The organism is Mesorhizobium waimense, assembly GCF_003601975.1.
GTDB classification, from domain to species: domain Bacteria; phylum Pseudomonadota; class Alphaproteobacteria; order Rhizobiales; family Rhizobiaceae; genus Mesorhizobium; species Mesorhizobium waimense.
Map to the genome: position 1 here is coordinate 26,036 of NZ_QZWZ01000003.1, position 15,408 is coordinate 41,443.

Sequence of the window (15,408 nt, forward strand, 5' to 3'; positions counted from 1 at the left end):
CCGCGTCAGGCAAGCAGGCTTGCCGCCTCGTCCTCGCTGAGAAGCGGCGGCTGGTCGACGGTTCCATTGACGGCAACCGAGCCGCGGCTTTCTCCCGAAGCCAGGATGGCTTCCATGATCTCCAGCACATGCAGCGCCAGCTCGCCCGAGGCGCGCGGCTTCCTGCCTGATGTCAGCGCACGCGCAAGATCGGCGACGCCGAGCATGCGGTAGTTGGCGCGGTCGGGCGCGGCATAGGGCCAGTTGCGCGCGCCGTAGAGCTCGGCCTCGCTGGCGAAATCGGCCCAGTCGGCGCCACGTTCCGACAGCGAGACGGTACCGCCGAACGTGTCGGGATCGGGCAGCCTGAGCGAACCCTCAGTGCCGTGCAATTCGATCGGGTGGTTGGAATGTTTGAACACGTCCCAGGAGGCACCGAAGGTGACGGTGGCGCCGGAGCGGAATTCCAGCAGCGACAGGATGTTGGTCGGCGTGCCGACTTTGAACGTGGTGTTCTTGTAGGGACCCTCGGCGGTGATCAGGCGCTCCTCCTGGCCGCGCGTCGCCATCGCCATGACGCGCTCGACCGGGCCAAGCAGGTTGACCAGCATCGTCAGGTAGTAAGGCCCCATGTCGAAGACCGGGCCGCCGCCGGGCTGGTAGTAGAATTGCGGATTGGGATGCCAGTGCTCCATGCCGCGTGCCATCATGAAGGCGGTGCCAGTCACCGGCTTGCCGATGGCGCCCTCGTCCATCAGGCGGCGCGCGCGGCGCCCAGCGGCGCCAAGAAATGTATCAGGGGCCGAGCCGAGCAGCAGCCCGCGCTTTGCCGCCTCAGCGACAAGGCGGCGGCCATCGGCGGCCGAGGTCGCCAGCGGCTTTTCGGTGAAGACGTGCTTTCCCGCCGACAGCGCCGAAAGCGAAATGTCGAAATGCGCCGCCGGAATCGTCAGGTTCAGCACAAGGTCGATATCCGGATCAGCCAGCAGCGCATCGACGCCAAGCGCGCGGATGCCGTATTCCTTGGCGCGGAGCGCGGCCATGTCGGCCGAGAGGTCGGCGCAGGCGCGCAGCTCGACCCCGCTGAACAAAGCGGCGTTGCGCAGGTAGGTCATCGAGATATTGCCGCATCCGATGACGCCGATGCCGAGCTTTGTCTTTGATTTTCCGTGCATTTTCGAACGTACCTCCCAACGCGGAAATGGCCTGCCTCAACCGTTGCGCCGGCAACGGATCACATCTGGAACCCGCTATACAACATTTTAAATCTTGACGCGCGTAAAATTTTTATAGAACATGCGGGAATGCTGGCGCAACATCGGGAGGCTGCCAGCCCTAGGAGGAGAAAATGACAGACATGAAAAAACGGCCGACCGCCGATACGAAGCCCGTGGGCCATGCGCGCATTGGATCTTTCCGTCGCGGTCAGGGACCGAGACGGGTTCAGGCATAGATCACCTTGGCCCCGGTCATATCAAGCTCGCTGCGTATTGGACCGGGCAGGCCATCGTCGGTGATCACCACATCGACGGCCGACAGCGAAAATGCCTTGGAGGTCCCGCTGACGCCCCATTTGCTCGAATCGGCGAGGAGGACAACGCGCCGGGCCATGCGAACGAGGTTTCGCTTCGTTCGCGCCATGTCTTCGTTCACGTCGACCACATCCAGTGACGAGTCTATCGCATGCGCTCCAACAAAGACCTGATGCGCTACCAAGCCACCGAGCGCCGTATCGGCATCGGTGATCAGCGTGCTCACCGTGTCGGGATAGACCCGGCCGCCGATCATATGAACGTCGAGCCCGGGACGATGCATAAGATGCTGCACGATATTCATGGCCGTGGCCGCGACCACGACATTGCTGAGCGGCGGTAACTGCATGGCAACCTGCATCAATGTCGAGCCGCCGTCGAAGATGACCGATTGGTTGTCCTCGAACAGGTCTACCGCCGCCCGGGCGATGCGCTTCTTTGCGCCGAGGTTCGTTTGCATCCGCCGGGCGAACGCGGCCGTAGTCGAATCGGTGGTCCGGGTCACCGCCCCTCCACGGGTCTTGGTCAGTAGTCCCTTGCGGTCCAGTATCTCGAGGTCGGAGCGCACCGTGACTTCCGACACGCCGAACCCGTCTGACAGGTCCTTCGTGCGAACCTGTCCGCTGCGTTGCACCTCACCCAGGATCGATTGGCGTCTCTGCTCCGACAACATTGCCCTGCCCTTGCCTCCCTGCGCCAAGCAACCGCTCTGGCCTCGGCTCACCTTACCAAAAATACGCAAATTCGAAAGCTTTCGAAAGATTGTATTTCTCGTTTCTTTCGAAAACACTGGGTCCAGGATTTTGAAATCAAACGATTGGGGAATTTTGCACTCATGAGCCTAGGAACCAAGGTGCGTCTTGCGCGCCTCTTCTCGCATCCATCGGGGAAACTTTTTGGCGGCGCGGTCGACCACTTCGTCGGCTATGGCGACGTGCGCAAAGGCGGCCTTGCCGACCTGCCGGGTGCGCTCGCACGCGTCATGGTGGGCAAACCCGACTACGTCAGCATCCAGCCTGGCACCGCGCGCCATCTGTGGCCGCAATATGCGGGCAAAGCTTCCCTGGTGATTCAGGCGGGCTGCTTCACTCCGGACGATCGCATCAGCGAGTTGATCGCAACGCCAGAGGATGCGGTGCGCGCGGGGGCCGATGCGTTGGCCGTGGCCATTCCGGTGCGCGGCGCGACCGAGGGCAAATACATACGCTGGCTGACCGATTCGGTAAATGCAGCGGCCCGCTACGGCATGCCTGTGGTGGCGCATGTCTACCCTCGCGATTTCACCGACGGAGCAAAAATCGTCTTCACCCCCGACGAGATCGCCTATGCGGCGCGCATCGGCTACGAGTCCGGCGTCGACGTGATCAAGATCGGCTACACGGGCGATTTCGAGTCGTTCCGAGAGACCGTCCGGACCTGCCCGGTGCCGGTTGTGATCGCGGGTGGTCCGAAGACCGATACGCTGCTCGGCGCACTTCAGCAGACGGCGGACGCCATCCGTGCCGGCGCACGCGGCGCCGTGGTAGGCCGCAATCTCTGGGGGCATGGCGATCCGGAGAAGGCAGCGCTTGCCTTTCGGGGCGTCATCCATGACGGCCTTTCGGCGCAAGACGCCCTGGCGAAGGCGGGTGCCTGAACGATGCCCACCGTCCCCTCGATCCTCGGCTTCGGCGCTATTGCGATCGACGACATCGTCTACGTCGATCAGCCGTTGTCGGCGGGCAAGGGGAAGGTTCTGCAAAGTGCCCGCGCTTTCGGGGGAAATGTCGCGACGGCCCTGGCCGCCGTCGTGCGGCTCGGCGGAACCGCCGGGTTCGTCGGATGGCTGGGCAGTGCCGCGGACGACGCCGTGCTGCGCGATCTCGTTGCGAGCGGTGTTGAAACCGCATTCGCGCCGCGCCATCCCGACGCGCGCCCGGTGCGCTCGCGGATCACCGTCGGCTCGGACGGGGAACGGTTCATCGCGTATGACGACGATGCGATGCTGGGCACCGCTCCGGACTTTCCGGACGATATCCTCAGCCACGCGACCGTCCTGATCGTCGATAGCTACGCGATCCGGTCGCTGGATGTCGTGGCTCGGGCTCGCGATCTCGGCCTTGCGATCCTCGGCGATATCGAATGGAGCAACGGCCCAGCCACGGAGCGGCTGATCGCGCTCTGCGACCATCTCATTCTTCCACTCGGCTTTGCGCGGACTGCCACGGGGTGCCGATCGCCCGCCGAGATGCTCGATGCATTGTGGTTGCCGTCGCGGTCCGCCGTGGTTCTGACCGATGGTGGCAGGGGCGTGTACTATCGCGGGCGTGAAGAGACAGGTCTCTGGCACCTGCCCCCGCACCGGGTTGTGGTCGTCGACTCGACCGGCGCGGGTGACTGCTTTCATGGCGCCTATGCCCATGCGTTGACGCGCGGAGCCGACACCGCAGGCCGGGTGGCATTCGCGGCCGCGGCGGCGGCCCTTTCGATAACGGGGCGTGGCGGGCGCGAGGCGCTTCCGACCGACGACCAGGTCACGGAACTCCTGGCATCGACGAACGCGCCGTCGGCAGTCGAACTGAAAATGCGCATGTCGATACTGGAACATAGCCTGAAACTATCCGAGGAAATATTTCGCAGGTGAATATAAGCCGAGGAGAATTATAAAAGTCATTGGCTTATACTTGTGGAGAGAGGAAGATGGCAGAAGTCATTCTTGAGAATATCTGCAAAACCTACGGGAACAATTTTCGCGCAATCGACCAATTGAACCTATCGGTCGAGGACGGCGAGTTCTTGATTCTCGTCGGGCCGTCCGGCTGCGGCAAATCCACCGCGTTGCGAATGATCGCGGGATTGGAGGACATCACCAGCGGCAGCCTTCGGATCGGCGGAGTCGACGTCGTCGACATGCCGCCCAAGGACCGCGACATCGCGATGGTCTTCCAGAGCTACGCGCTCTACCCGCATATGACGGTGTTCGAAAACATCGCCTTTTCGATGCGGCTGGCAGGCAAGCCGAAGGCCGAGCGCAAGAAGCGCGTGGACGAGATCGCCAAAACCCTTCAGCTGACGTCTTTGCTGGACAGCAAACCCGCGAACCTTTCAGGCGGACAGCGTCAACGGGTTGCCATGGGCCGCGCCATGGTGCGCGAGCCGGCCGCCTTTCTCATGGACGAACCCCTTTCCAACCTGGATGCGAAACTACGTGTTCAAATGCGCGCCGAAATCACCAGCCTCCAAAAGCAACTCGGCGTAACGACCATATACGTGACCCACGACCAAATCGAAGCGATGACGATGGGGGACAGGGTAGCGGTGTTGAAAGGCGGCGTGCTGCAGCAGGTCGACACACCCAAGAGGCTCTATGAATCGCCGGTGAACGCCTTCGTTGCCGGCTTCATCGGCTCTCCTTCGATGAACCTTTTCGAGGCGACCCTGACGGGCGACGAACTGATGTCCGGCACCTTCGCCATCCGGCTGCAGGATGCAGCCTTCGTGCGCAGGCCGGGCTTGAGGTCGTATGCGGGGCGCAAGGTCGTGTTCGGCATACGACCGGAGGATCTTTATGACAGCAGCCTCGAATCCGGTCGCAAGTATCAGACGATACCCGCAAAGGTGACTTCGATCGAAGAACTCGGCTCTGAACATATTGTCCACCTGAACGTCGACGCGGTCCGGGTGGACTCCGGCGATCCGGACGCGGTGGACGATTTTGGCCTGGCATCGAACGCGGTGGCGAGATTCGAGCCGGTCAGCGCCGTCCACTCCGGCTCGGATATCCGGTTGGCCGTGGATGATGCCAAGTTCCATTTCTTCGATCCCGAGACGCATCTGGCGATCTGAATATCTGCGGCAGACCGCAGGCGAGAGCGAGGCGCCTGCGAAAGATACTCGCAAGAAGGCTTCTGAATAAACCAGACGATCGTCCGCATTGTGCGGTCGATCTTAAAGAAGGAGGAGAAAATGACGTTTCGGATACAACCCGCGATGCTGAAAATAGCCGCGGCCGCATGGTTGCTTGGCGCAACCAGCGCCATGGCAGACACGACGCTGGAATTCACCCAATGGTGGGAGCCCGAATTGCCGGCCGGCTCGCTCAGGGCAATCATGAATGACTTCGAGGCTGCAAACCCCGGAATCAAGGTGACGCTGGTCAGCGGCCCCTATGCGACCACGCGAGACCAGATCTCGGTTGGTGCTGCAACTGGAACGCTTAGCGACGTCGTCGGTCTCGACGGCGCCTGGGTAAACAATCTGAACGCGCAGAATGCGCTGGCCGACATGAACCCGATGATGGATGCGAGCGGGTTCGACAAGACCCAGGTCGCGGATATCATCAAGGTGGACGGCAAGGCGGTGATGTTTCCCGTGGCTTCGTTCGTCTATCCGGTCTTCGTGAACATGGACCTAGCCGCCCAGGCAGGCGTGACCAAGCTGCCGTCGACCCGCGCGGAGTTTCTCGAAGCCGCCAAGAAGATGACGCATGCCGACAAGAACCAGTATGGCTGGGTGCTTCCCTTGTCGCTGCAAACGCCGTCCGGTGTCCAGAACGACCTGATGTCGTGGGTCTGGGCCTCGGGTCAATCGATGATGGCTGACGGCAAGCCGGCTCTCGAGGGCAAGCCGGTCGTCGATATGCTCACCTTCGTCAAATCGCTGAACGACGCCGGCGTCATCTCGCCCGGCATTGCCACCAAGACCGAGCAGGAAAAGGTCGAGGAATTCGTGAACGATCGGGTCGGAATGATGATCGACTCGCTTGCGCACGTGAACCTCATCCGCAAACGCAATCCCAAACTGAACTTCGATCTCATCCCGGTCCCGGTCGTGGAGAACTACAACGGCAAGCGCGGCCTTCCCTACGCCTCCTGGGGCATCGGCATCTCTGCGGCCTCGAAACATCAAGAGGAAGCCTGGAAGCTCGTCCAATATCTGATGAGTGAGAAGGTGAACGCCAAGCTCGTGTCGCTTGCAAACGCCTTCCCGGGCAACGTCAACGCCAAGCCCGATTTCGTGACCTCGGACAAGGCTTTCGGCAAGGCTTTCGAAATCTTCAAGACCGGTTATCTCGCCAACGAGTTCACGGGTCTGCCGGTGGCTGAAGACCTGATGACCCAGTTCGACGTGGAAGCCCAGAAGATGCTCGCCGGCGAGCAGTCTCCGGAACAAGCCGCAGCCAACGCTCAAAAGGGCTGGATGGCGAAATTCTGAGCGGCCTGTTCCCCGTTGCTATCTTCCACCGGGTGGCCTGACTTCGGGCAGGCCACCCGTCAACAACGGACCGGCAATTTGAGATGGACCTGTTTCCGAAGCTCACCTTCTCTTGAAGGCGTATCCCAAGGTTGGCACATGACTCGGCAGAAGCGCTCCCACCATAGACTGAAACGAGCGGTCGCACCCTATCTCTATCTGTCACCCTCGCTCCTCATAATCGGCCTTCTGATGCTGCTGCCGATGGTGACGGTGATTGCCTATTCGTTCCAGAACAGCGCGGTGCTGCGTCGCGACCCGTCCTTTGCCGGACTGAAACACTACCAGGCGATCTTTGTCGATCCGGTGTTCTGGGCCTCGCTGTGGCACACGCTCTACTTCACATGCATGAGTGTCGTCTTCCACATGACCATCGGCATGGTCTTCGCACTCATGCTGAACAGCGACCGCATCAATCCGACGCTGCGCAATATTCTGCGCGTGCTCTACATACTGCCTTGGCTGTTCACCGCGGTGATTATCGCCGTGATCTGGCGCCTCCTGCTCGAGCCGAACGGTGTCGTGAACAGCGTTCTCATGCAGATGGGCATCATCGGTTCCAAGGTCGAGTGGTTTTCCTCGCCCGAGACCGCGCTGCACGCCGTCACCTTCGCCAATATCTGGGCGGGCTACCCGCTTTTCATGGTCAGCCTGCTCGCAGGCTTGCAGGGCATTCCCAAGGATTTCTACGAGGCCGCCGATATCGACGGGGCGAAGGCCTACCAGAAGCTGATCTTCATCACCATCCCGCAGCTGATGCCGATCATCATCAGCATCTCGCTGCTCGACTTCATCTGGACCATGCAGGTCTTTCCATTGATCTGGATAACGACGGGCGGCGGTCCGATCTACTCGACCGAGGTCCTCAGCACCTACACGTATAAGCTGGCGTTTTCGAGCTACAACCTGTCGCAGGCGTCGGCGAGTGCCGTGGTCATCCTGCTGATCTCTCTCGGCCTGACGCTGTTCTACATCCGCTATCAAAAGGCTCGGTAGTCACCATGAGGAAAAGGCACACGCCGAAAGACAGGCTGATCACCGTCGCGCTCCATGTCGCGCTTGCCGCAGGGCTCTTTTTCGCGGCCTTCCCGATCTACTGGATGCTGAGCAGCTCGTTCAAGTCGAATACCGAAATCTTTGCCCTGCCACCAACCGTCCTGCCGAAGGCCTTCACGCTAGAAGCGTATGCGGCCATCCTTGGCGACCCGGTAAAGCTGCGCTTCTTCTTCAACAGCTACTTCGTGGCCGGAGCGGTGACCGTGCTGACTGTGCTGATCGCCTTGCTGGCGGCCTATGGATTCAGCCGTTTCAATTTCCGCGGCAAGGGCAGCCTCAACACACTCATCATCAGCACGCAGACGATCCCGCCGATCACGCTTTTGATCCCCTTCTTCGGGCTTGTCGTCTCGTATGGCATCTTCGACACCTACGTCGCACTGATCCTGACTTACCTGGTGTTTACGCTGCCCTACGCGATCCTGCTGATGACGGGATATCTGAACACCTTGCCCCGCGATCTCGATGAAGCGGTGGCTGTCGACGGCGGCACCAGCTGGACCGCACTCTGGCGGGTGATCGTCCCGATTTCACTGCCTGGTATCGTGGCGACGTCGGTCTACACCTTCCTGTTGTGCTGGAACGAATTTCTCTTTGCGCTGACGCTGACGAAGTCAACGTCCATGCGCACCGTCCCGATCGGCATCCAGCTGTTGATGGGGCAGCACGCCTTCGAATGGAACCAGATGATGGCGATGAGCGTGCTCGGCTCGCTACCGCTCTTGCTCATCTACCTCGTTGCCCAGAGGTTCTTCCTCGCCGGCATGACCGCGGGCTCGGTCAAGTAGGATGTCCCTCCCACGGAGAACTGATGGAGTAGGCCGCGCATCGAAATCGGTGGATTGGACCTTCTCTGCTGGCAGGCGATATCGCCGCGGCCTCGGGCGTCGTCGTAGCGCCGCTGATCGTGCTCGTGCTGTTCTTCCAGCGCCACATCATCGAAGGGCCTACGCAGGTGGAATCAAGGAATGAAAGGATGAACGTGAAAGACCTCAAAGTCGGCTGCCAGACCTTCACCTGGGAAATGCTCGGAGACCGTTTTGCCGGCGGCCCCGACGACCTGCTCAAAGCGATCGCCGATGGCGGCTATGCCGGCATCGAGATCACCGACACGATGATCGGCCGCTATGCCGTCAAACCGGCGGAGTTCGCGACCGCGCTGAAGGCGTCCGGCCTGACGCTCGTCTCCTTCGCCTTCGGCTCCAAGAGCGGCTTCACGCTGAAGGAAAAGATCGGCGCCGATCTCGAAACAGCGAAACGCTGGATCGATTTCGTCGCCGCTTTTCCGCGCGCGCTTATCTCGATGGGCTCGGCGACCGTCGTGTCCGATGGCCCGCGCGACGAAAAATTCGCCATCGCCGCCGAGGTCTACAACAAGGCCGGCGAACTTGGCCGCAAGGCCGGCGTCCAGGTCGCGGTGCATCCGAGTTCGCATCACAACACGCTGCTGTTCGACCGTGCCGACTACGACCGCATCTTCGGCCTGCTCGATCCGTCGCTGGACGGCTGGGTGCCCGACACCGGCCACATACTGCGCGGCCACAAGGACATGGCCGACACGCTCACCACCTATCGCGACCGCATCCGCTACGTGCATCTGAAGGACGTCGATGCCGGCGGCACCTGGGCGATGCTCGGCAAGGGCGTCTGCGACACGGCAAAGGTGATCGAGATCGCCAGTGCCGCGCCCAACTTCAACGGCTGGCTGGTGCTGGAGGAGGAATCCGAAACCGCCGCCGCCGATCCGGCCGGCGCGGTCAAGATCAACCGCCAGACCATGCGCGGCTACGGAGCCTGAGACGATGATCCGCAAGCAAGACCGTCGCCTTCGTGTCGGAGTGCTCGGCTGCGGGCCGATCGCGCAGTTCGCCCATCTGGAATCCTGCGTGAAGGCCAGCAATGCCGATCTCTACGCGATCTGCGACGCCGCCCCCGACCTGCTCGCACGCATGGGCGCGACCTACGAGCCGGAAAAAATGTATGGCGATTACGACGCCATGCTTGCCGATCCTGAGCTGGAAGCGGTGATCGTCGCCACCTCCGATGCCTATCACGTGCCGATGTCGATCAAGGCGCTGGAGGCCGGCAAACACGTGCTGTGCGAAAAGCCGATCGGCGTCTCGGTGGAAGAAGGCCAGAAACTCGCGGATGCGGTCAAACGCTCTGGCAAGGTGCTGCAGGTCGGGCATATGAAGCGCTTCGATCCGGCGCTGGAAGCGGCGCGCGATTTCGTCCGCGACGAGATGGGCGATATCCTGGCGCTGAAGGCCTGGTACTGCGATTCCACCCATCGCTACACCAACACCGACGCGGTGCAGCCGCGGCCCGTCACCAGCAAGCTGGCGAGGAAACCGGCCGGCAATCCGAAGGCGGATCTCAGGCAGTATTTCATGCTGGCGCATGGCTCGCATCTGGTCGACACGGCACGCTTCCTGTGCGGCGAGATCGTTGCAGTGCGCGCGCGCCTCAACGAGCGCTTCGGCGCCTATTGCTGGTTCGTCGAAACCGAATTCGCCAATGGCGCGCTCGGCCATCTCGACCTCACGGTCGCCGTTCGCATGGACTGGCACGAAGGTTTCCAGCTCTATGGCGAGAACGGCTCGGTGATCGCGAAGACCTTTAATCCCTGGTATTTCCGCGCCAGCGAGGTCGACATCTTCCACGAGAAGGACGCGACCTCGCGCAAGCCGCTCGGCGCCGACGGCCATTTCTTCCGGCGCCAGCTCGAAGGCCTCGCCGAGACAGTCCTCGACGGCAAGTCGATGCGCGGCGCCAACGTCGATGACGGCCTTGCCTCGATCCGCGCCATGGTGGCGATCGCGCGCTCGGTCGAGAGCGGCGAGCGCGTCGAGATCGCCAGCGTCACGGGAGCGGTCTGATGCAAATCGGGGTGTTCGCCAAGACTTTTCCTGGCAGCGAGCCGGCCGGCGTGTTGGCCGCGGTGCGCGAGGCGGGATTTGCCGTCACCCAGTTCAACCTGGCCTGTGCCGGCCTGCCGTCGATGCCGGATGCGGTTGCGGACGACGCCATCGGCGCCATTGAGGCCGCCTCCAATGCCTCCGGCGTCGCGCTGGTGGCGCTGTCGGGCACCTACAACATGGCGCATCTGGACAAGTCCGTGCGCGACGATGGCTTGCGCCGGCTGGCGGTGGTAATCGAAACCGCCGCCAGGCTTTCCACGCCGCTGGTCACGCTGTGCACGGGAACGCGCAACCGCGATGACCAGTGGGCGCGCCATCCCGACAATGCCGATCCCTCGGCCTGGACCGACATGGCTGCCGAGATGGAAAAGGCATTGCAACTCGCCGAGCGCCACGGCGTCGATCTCGGCATCGAGCCGGAACAGGCCAACATTGTTACCTCGGCCGACGACGCCATGCGCCTCATCGCCGAAATGGGTTCGAAGCGGCTGCGGATCGTGCTCGATCCGGCAAATCTGTTCGAGCAGGCGGATGCCGCCCAGGCCCGCGCCATCGTTACCGCCGCCATCGAAACCACGGCCGGCCATGTCGCCATGGCCCACGCCAAGGACCGTTTCGCCGACGGCCGCTTCGCCACCGCCGGCCGTGGCGTCGTCGACTTTCCAGATTTCGTCGCCCGGCTCACGGCAACAGGTTTCAATGGACCCCTGGTGACGCATGGGCTTTCGGCCGAAGAGGCGCCCGAGGTTGCCCACTTCCTGAAAGGGCTGCTGTGATGAAGCGCCCGTCGACCCTGCTCCGCGATGACACCACGCTGCGGGTTTCCGATGCGGGCGACGGGCTGGCGGTCGTCTTCCAGCATGGCCTCGGCGGCGGCGAGGCGCAGGTCGCCCAATCCTTCCCTGCCAGCACGGGTCTGCGGCGCATCACGTTGGAATGCCGCGGGCATGGCGGCTCGGCGCTCGGCAGAAGCCGGCCGTTCTCCTTCCAGATGTTCGCCGACGATGTGCTTGCGGCGGCCGACCAGGCCGGCCTCGAGCGCTTCGTCGCCGGCGGCGTGTCGATGGGCGCGGGAATCGCGCTGCGCCTCGCCTGCCGCCATCCCGATCGCGTCGCCGGCCTGGTGCTGGTGCGCCCGGCCTGGACGTTCGGCAAGGCACCGGCGAACATGCGGCCGATCGTCGAGGTCGCCGGCCTCATCCTTGATCACGGCCCGGACAAGGCGCGGGCGATCTTCGCGCAGTCCGAGACGGCCGTGCAGCTCTATCGCGAGGCGCCCGACAATCTCGCTTCGCTGTTGGGCTATTTCGACCGGCCGGATGCCATGGCGTTCGCGCAAGTGCTCGCCGATATCGCCGCCGACGGACCGGAGGTTTCGGCAAAGGATGCCGAGGCTCTCGATATTCCGGCTTTGGTCATCGGCAATGCGATGGATGCCGTGCACCCGCTGTCCGCCGCCTATACGCTGGCGGCCGCCATTCCCAATGCAATCTTTGCCGACATCGCGCCCAAGGCGCTCGACAGCGCCGGGCATTTTGCCGAACTGCACGCTGAGATCACGGCCTTCCTTCACGCCCACGCCAACTTCCGGAGCCTCATTCCGTCATGACGACCAAACCCCTGTCCGGCCCCTCGGCAATAGCCGCCTTGCCGCGCAACCGGCTGATCGGCGAGTTCTCGCTGTGGTCGGCCGACCTCGCCAATATGGAGCGCGACCTGAAGCGCATCGACGCTCATGTCGACCTCCACCATATCGACGTCGCCGATGCCCGCTTCACGCCCGGCTTCCTGTTCTTTCCCGACCTGGTGGCGCGGATCGCCAAGCTGACGACCAGGCCGATCCATGTGCATCTGATGGTCGAAGCGGAGATCGTCGAGGAGCAGACTCGTCAGTTCATCGAGGCCGGCGCCGACCTGATCAGCGTGCACGCCGAAAATGGCGAGGCGGGCCTGCGCGCCGTGCGGCTGGCGCATGAGCTTGGCGCCGAGGCCGGCGTGGTGCTCAGGCTGGAAACGCCTGTCAGCGCCGTCACGCCCTTCCTGCCCGAAGTGGCCTTCGTGACGCTGCTCGGCACCTCCATCGGCGTCAAGGGCCAGAGCCTGTCCGACCAGGCGTGCCCGCGCCTGATCGAGGCGCGCGGGCTGATGCGAAAGGCCGGCCGCGAGGCCAACATCGTGCTGGCCGCCGATGGCGGCATCCGCCACGAAACGGTGCCGCTGCTGCGCGCCGCCGGCGCCGAGACCGTGGTGCTGGGCTCGCTTGCCTTCGGCGACCCCGACCTTGCACAGCGCATGGCCTGGCTACACGGACTGAAGGTCGCCGCCTGATGAGTACGCTTGCGCTTGCCTTCGATCTCGGCGGCACGGAGCTGCGCGGCGCGCTGGTCGAGCGCAGCGGCGACGTCATCGCCCGTGTTTCGGCGCCGACGATGTCGGGCGCGGGATCGGAGGCGGTGATCGGCCAGATCATTGCGCTGGCCGGCACCCTGCTGGCCGAGCATCCGCAGGCAAAGGTGGTCGGCATCGGCATGTGCGCGCCGGGGCCGCTCGATCCCAAGGCGGGGATCGTCATCGGGCCGCCGACGCTGGCCGGCTGGCACAACGTGCCGCTGATCGACATTCTCAGCCGGCAATTCGGCCTGCCGGTGCGGCTGGAAAACGACGCCAACGCGGCCGCCCTTGGCGAATGGCGCTTCGGCGCCGGCCGCGGCAGCGGATCGCTGGTGTTCGTCACCGTGTCGACCGGCATTGGCGGCGGCGTGGTTGCCGATGGCCACATCTATCACGGCAGGCGCGGACTGGCGGCCGAGATCGGCCACATGACGATTACCGGCGAAGGCGAGCGCTGCTTCTGCGGCGCTGTCGGCTGCTTCGAGGCGGTCGCTTCGGGCACCGCGCTCGGGCGGCGCGCCACCAAGCTGACGACGGCCGGCGACGGCTCGCTGCTCAGGCGCCTTTCCAATGACGGCGACGTTTCAGCCCGGCATGTCGTCGAGGCGGCGCGCGCCGGCGATGTCAGCGCACTCGAACTGGTCGCGGCGGAGGCGAAGTGGCTGGGCATCGGCTTCACCAATTTGCTGCATCTCTATTCGCCCGATCTGATCGTGATGGGCGGCGGTCTTTCCAATGGCTTCGACCTCCTGGCGCCGACCATCAGGGCGACCGTCGAGCAGCGCGCGATGCAAGCCTATCGCGACGTGCCGATCGTTCCGGCCGAGCTCGGCGACCGGGCGGGCCTGGTCGGCGCGGCCAGCCTGATCCTGTGGGAGGGCGAGCCCGGCACGGCGCTGGCGATGGTGCAGGACGACGAGACCAAGAGCGGCGCCGGCGGAAAGGCGGGCGCCAGGGAGGCAAGCCAAGGCTGAGCTCAAGCTGCGCGGCGCGCGCAAATCCTATTGAGCCGCCGAGATCATCAAGGGTATCGACCTCGATGTCGAGGATCGCGAGTTCGTGGTCTTCGTCGGCCCTTCCGGCTGCTGCAAGTCCACGCTGCTGCGGATGATCGCCGGGCTGGAAAGGATCACCGACGGCGACCTCATGATCGACGGCGTGCGCGCCAACGACATCGACCCGTCCGAGCGCGGGCTGGCCATGGTGTTCCAGTCCTACGCGCTCTATCCGCATATGAGCGTTGCCGAGAATATGGGCTTCGCACTGAAGATCGCCGGTGTGCCGCTCCAGGAGCGCGAGCGCAAGGTGAAGGAGGCAGCCGACGTGCTGCAGCTTGCGCATCTTCTCGACCGGCGGCCTAAGGCGCTGTCGGGCGGCCAGCGCCAGCGAGTCGCCATCGGCCGCGCCATTGTGCGCAATCCCAAAGTGTTCCTGTTCGACGAGCCGCTGTCGAACCTCGACGCAGCGCTGCGCGTCAGCATGCGGCTGGAGCTGATGCGGCTGCATGAGCAGCTCAACGCGACGATGATCTATGTCACCCGTGACCAGATCGAGGCCAACCATGGCCGACAAGATCGTGGTGCTGAATGGCGGCTCGATCGAGCAGGTCGGTTCGCCGCTCGAACTCTACAACCGGCCGGCCAACATCTTCGTTGCCGGCTTCATCGGTTCGCCGAAAATGAATCTTTTGAAGCTGAATGTGGCGTCCGCTGGAGCCGAAGGCGTCACTGTCACCTTGCCGGGCGGCCAGACGCTGACCGTGCCGGTCGCGGCGGTCGGTGTCAAAGCCGGCGATGAGCTGCTGCTCGGCATGCGGCCGGAGCACCTGCGTGTCTCGCCAAAGGGACCGTTCAAGGGGCAGGCCATGCTGGCGGAACGGCTGGGCGGGCTGACCATCCTGCATGTCGAGGTCACGCCCGACCTCACGCTGGTGGTGCAGGCCGAAGGCGGCGACACGACACCGCTGCACAGCCTGATCGCGCTCGATATCTCTCCTGCGGTCTGCCACCTGTTTCGCCCCGATGGCCCGGCATTGGCGCCGCTGCATCGGGTCTGAGCTGGCGCCTCCTCCCTGGAATCCATGCCGTGACTTTCGGGTGTCACGGCGCTGCAGAGTCACACAGTTCTGCACTGCTGCAACGCGTGGAACGAACGGCAGGATCCTCGGGTCTGCGCGTTCGCTTCGCTGCCGCTCCGCCCGAGGATGACGAAAAAATCCTGCTGCATCGCAGCACATCAAAACGCACTGCACACCACTTTAATTCTTGACGCGTGTCAAATTTTTCTAAAACATGCGG

At 63.4% G+C, this 15,408-nt stretch carries 14 protein-coding genes and 1 pseudogene; 13 read left to right on the top strand and 2 right to left on the bottom strand.

Annotation, left to right across the window (positions count from 1 at the left end; all coding sequences use genetic code 11):
- Positions 1-5: 5 nt before the first annotated feature.
- Complete coding sequence (locus tag D3227_RS05305) at positions 6-1,154, bottom strand: Gfo/Idh/MocA family protein (RefSeq protein WP_120013095.1); 1,149 nt, start codon at positions 1,152-1,154, stop codon at positions 6-8.
- 268 nt (positions 1,155-1,422) lie between these two features.
- Positions 1,423-2,184, bottom strand: coding sequence for a DeoR/GlpR family DNA-binding transcription regulator (locus D3227_RS05310; protein WP_120013096.1), 762 nt, complete (start codon positions 2,182-2,184; stop codon positions 1,423-1,425).
- Between the two features lie 162 nt (positions 2,185-2,346).
- Here D3227_RS05310 and D3227_RS05315 point away from each other — a divergent pair, with 162 nt between their 5' ends.
- From D3227_RS05315 to D3227_RS05375, 13 genes and pseudogenes are all read left to right on the top strand, one after another.
- Entirely contained in the window at positions 2,347-3,147 is an 801-nt protein-coding gene (locus tag D3227_RS05315; protein WP_120013097.1) for a beta/alpha barrel domain-containing protein, read from the top strand.
- A 3-nt stretch (positions 3,148-3,150) separates the two neighbouring features.
- The gene (locus tag D3227_RS05320; protein ID WP_245451653.1) at positions 3,151-4,134 is read left to right on the top strand and encodes a PfkB family carbohydrate kinase; all 984 of its coding nucleotides are present in this window, start codon (positions 3,151-3,153) and stop codon (positions 4,132-4,134) included.
- A gap of 56 nt (positions 4,135-4,190) precedes the next feature.
- A complete protein-coding gene (locus D3227_RS05325; protein ID WP_120013098.1) occupies positions 4,191-5,336 on the top strand; it encodes an ABC transporter ATP-binding protein in 1,146 nt (381 codons plus the stop codon).
- A 120-nt stretch (positions 5,337-5,456) separates the two neighbouring features.
- Entirely contained in the window at positions 5,457-6,704 is a 1,248-nt protein-coding gene (locus D3227_RS05330) for an ABC transporter substrate-binding protein (protein WP_120013099.1), read from the top strand.
- 138 nt (positions 6,705-6,842) lie between these two features.
- On the top strand, positions 6,843-7,739 hold the full coding sequence (locus D3227_RS05335) for a carbohydrate ABC transporter permease (protein ID WP_120013100.1): 897 nt from the start codon (positions 6,843-6,845) through the stop codon (positions 7,737-7,739).
- A 5-nt stretch (positions 7,740-7,744) separates the two neighbouring features.
- Complete coding sequence (locus D3227_RS05340) at positions 7,745-8,587, top strand: carbohydrate ABC transporter permease (RefSeq protein WP_023797144.1); 843 nt, start codon at positions 7,745-7,747, stop codon at positions 8,585-8,587.
- A 188-nt stretch (positions 8,588-8,775) separates the two neighbouring features.
- Positions 8,776-9,597, top strand: a complete 822-nt coding sequence (locus D3227_RS05345) for a sugar phosphate isomerase/epimerase family protein (RefSeq protein WP_120013332.1) — start codon at positions 8,776-8,778, stop codon at positions 9,595-9,597.
- A gap of 4 nt (positions 9,598-9,601) precedes the next feature.
- Positions 9,602-10,678: a Gfo/Idh/MocA family protein gene (locus D3227_RS05350; RefSeq protein WP_120013101.1), complete on the top strand. Its 1,077-nt coding sequence runs from the start codon at positions 9,602-9,604 to the stop codon at positions 10,676-10,678.
- Positions 10,678-11,496, top strand: a complete 819-nt coding sequence (locus D3227_RS05355; RefSeq protein ID WP_120013102.1) for a sugar phosphate isomerase/epimerase family protein — start codon at positions 10,678-10,680, stop codon at positions 11,494-11,496. The genes D3227_RS05350 and D3227_RS05355 overlap by 1 nt, the downstream gene beginning before the upstream one ends.
- Entirely contained in the window at positions 11,496-12,329 is an 834-nt protein-coding gene (locus D3227_RS05360) for an alpha/beta fold hydrolase (RefSeq protein ID WP_120013103.1), read from the top strand. Before D3227_RS05355 ends, D3227_RS05360 begins: the two co-directional genes overlap by 1 nt.
- Complete coding sequence (locus D3227_RS05365) at positions 12,326-13,048, top strand: ribulose-phosphate 3-epimerase (RefSeq protein WP_120013104.1); 723 nt, start codon at positions 12,326-12,328, stop codon at positions 13,046-13,048. The genes D3227_RS05360 and D3227_RS05365 overlap by 4 nt, the downstream gene beginning before the upstream one ends.
- Positions 13,048-14,085 carry an ROK family protein gene (locus tag D3227_RS05370; RefSeq protein ID WP_120013105.1) on the top strand — a complete coding sequence of 346 codons (1,038 nt, stop codon included), beginning with the start codon at positions 13,048-13,050 and terminating at the stop codon, positions 14,083-14,085. Before D3227_RS05365 ends, D3227_RS05370 begins: the two co-directional genes overlap by 1 nt.
- A gap of 43 nt (positions 14,086-14,128) precedes the next feature.
- Positions 14,129-15,167, top strand: a pseudogene (locus D3227_RS05375) (ABC transporter ATP-binding protein).
- Positions 15,168-15,408: the final 241 nt, after the last annotated feature.

Excerpts from the sequence above, each read along its gene's own strand:
- D3227_RS05305 (WP_120013095.1), bottom strand. The coding sequence starts at position 1,154 with ATGCACGGAAAATCAAAGACAAAGCTCGGCATCGGCGTCATCGGATGC.
- D3227_RS05310 (WP_120013096.1), bottom strand. The coding sequence starts at position 2,184 with ATGTTGTCGGAGCAGAGACGCCAATCGATCCTGGGTGAGGTGCAACGC.
- D3227_RS05315 (WP_120013097.1), top strand. The coding sequence starts at position 2,347 with ATGAGCCTAGGAACCAAGGTGCGTCTTGCGCGCCTCTTCTCGCATCCA.
- D3227_RS05320 (WP_245451653.1), top strand. The coding sequence starts at position 3,151 with ATGCCCACCGTCCCCTCGATCCTCGGCTTCGGCGCTATTGCGATCGAC.
- D3227_RS05325 (WP_120013098.1), top strand. The coding sequence starts at position 4,191 with ATGGCAGAAGTCATTCTTGAGAATATCTGCAAAACCTACGGGAACAAT.
- D3227_RS05330 (WP_120013099.1), top strand. The coding sequence starts at position 5,457 with ATGACGTTTCGGATACAACCCGCGATGCTGAAAATAGCCGCGGCCGCA.
- D3227_RS05335 (WP_120013100.1), top strand. The coding sequence starts at position 6,843 with ATGACTCGGCAGAAGCGCTCCCACCATAGACTGAAACGAGCGGTCGCA.
- D3227_RS05340 (WP_023797144.1), top strand. The coding sequence starts at position 7,745 with ATGAGGAAAAGGCACACGCCGAAAGACAGGCTGATCACCGTCGCGCTC.
- D3227_RS05345 (WP_120013332.1), top strand. The coding sequence starts at position 8,776 with ATGAACGTGAAAGACCTCAAAGTCGGCTGCCAGACCTTCACCTGGGAA.
- D3227_RS05350 (WP_120013101.1), top strand. The coding sequence starts at position 9,602 with ATGATCCGCAAGCAAGACCGTCGCCTTCGTGTCGGAGTGCTCGGCTGC.
- D3227_RS05355 (WP_120013102.1), top strand. The coding sequence starts at position 10,678 with ATGCAAATCGGGGTGTTCGCCAAGACTTTTCCTGGCAGCGAGCCGGCC.
- D3227_RS05360 (WP_120013103.1), top strand. The coding sequence starts at position 11,496 with ATGAAGCGCCCGTCGACCCTGCTCCGCGATGACACCACGCTGCGGGTT.
- D3227_RS05365 (WP_120013104.1), top strand. The coding sequence starts at position 12,326 with ATGACGACCAAACCCCTGTCCGGCCCCTCGGCAATAGCCGCCTTGCCG.
- D3227_RS05370 (WP_120013105.1), top strand. The coding sequence starts at position 13,048 with ATGAGTACGCTTGCGCTTGCCTTCGATCTCGGCGGCACGGAGCTGCGC.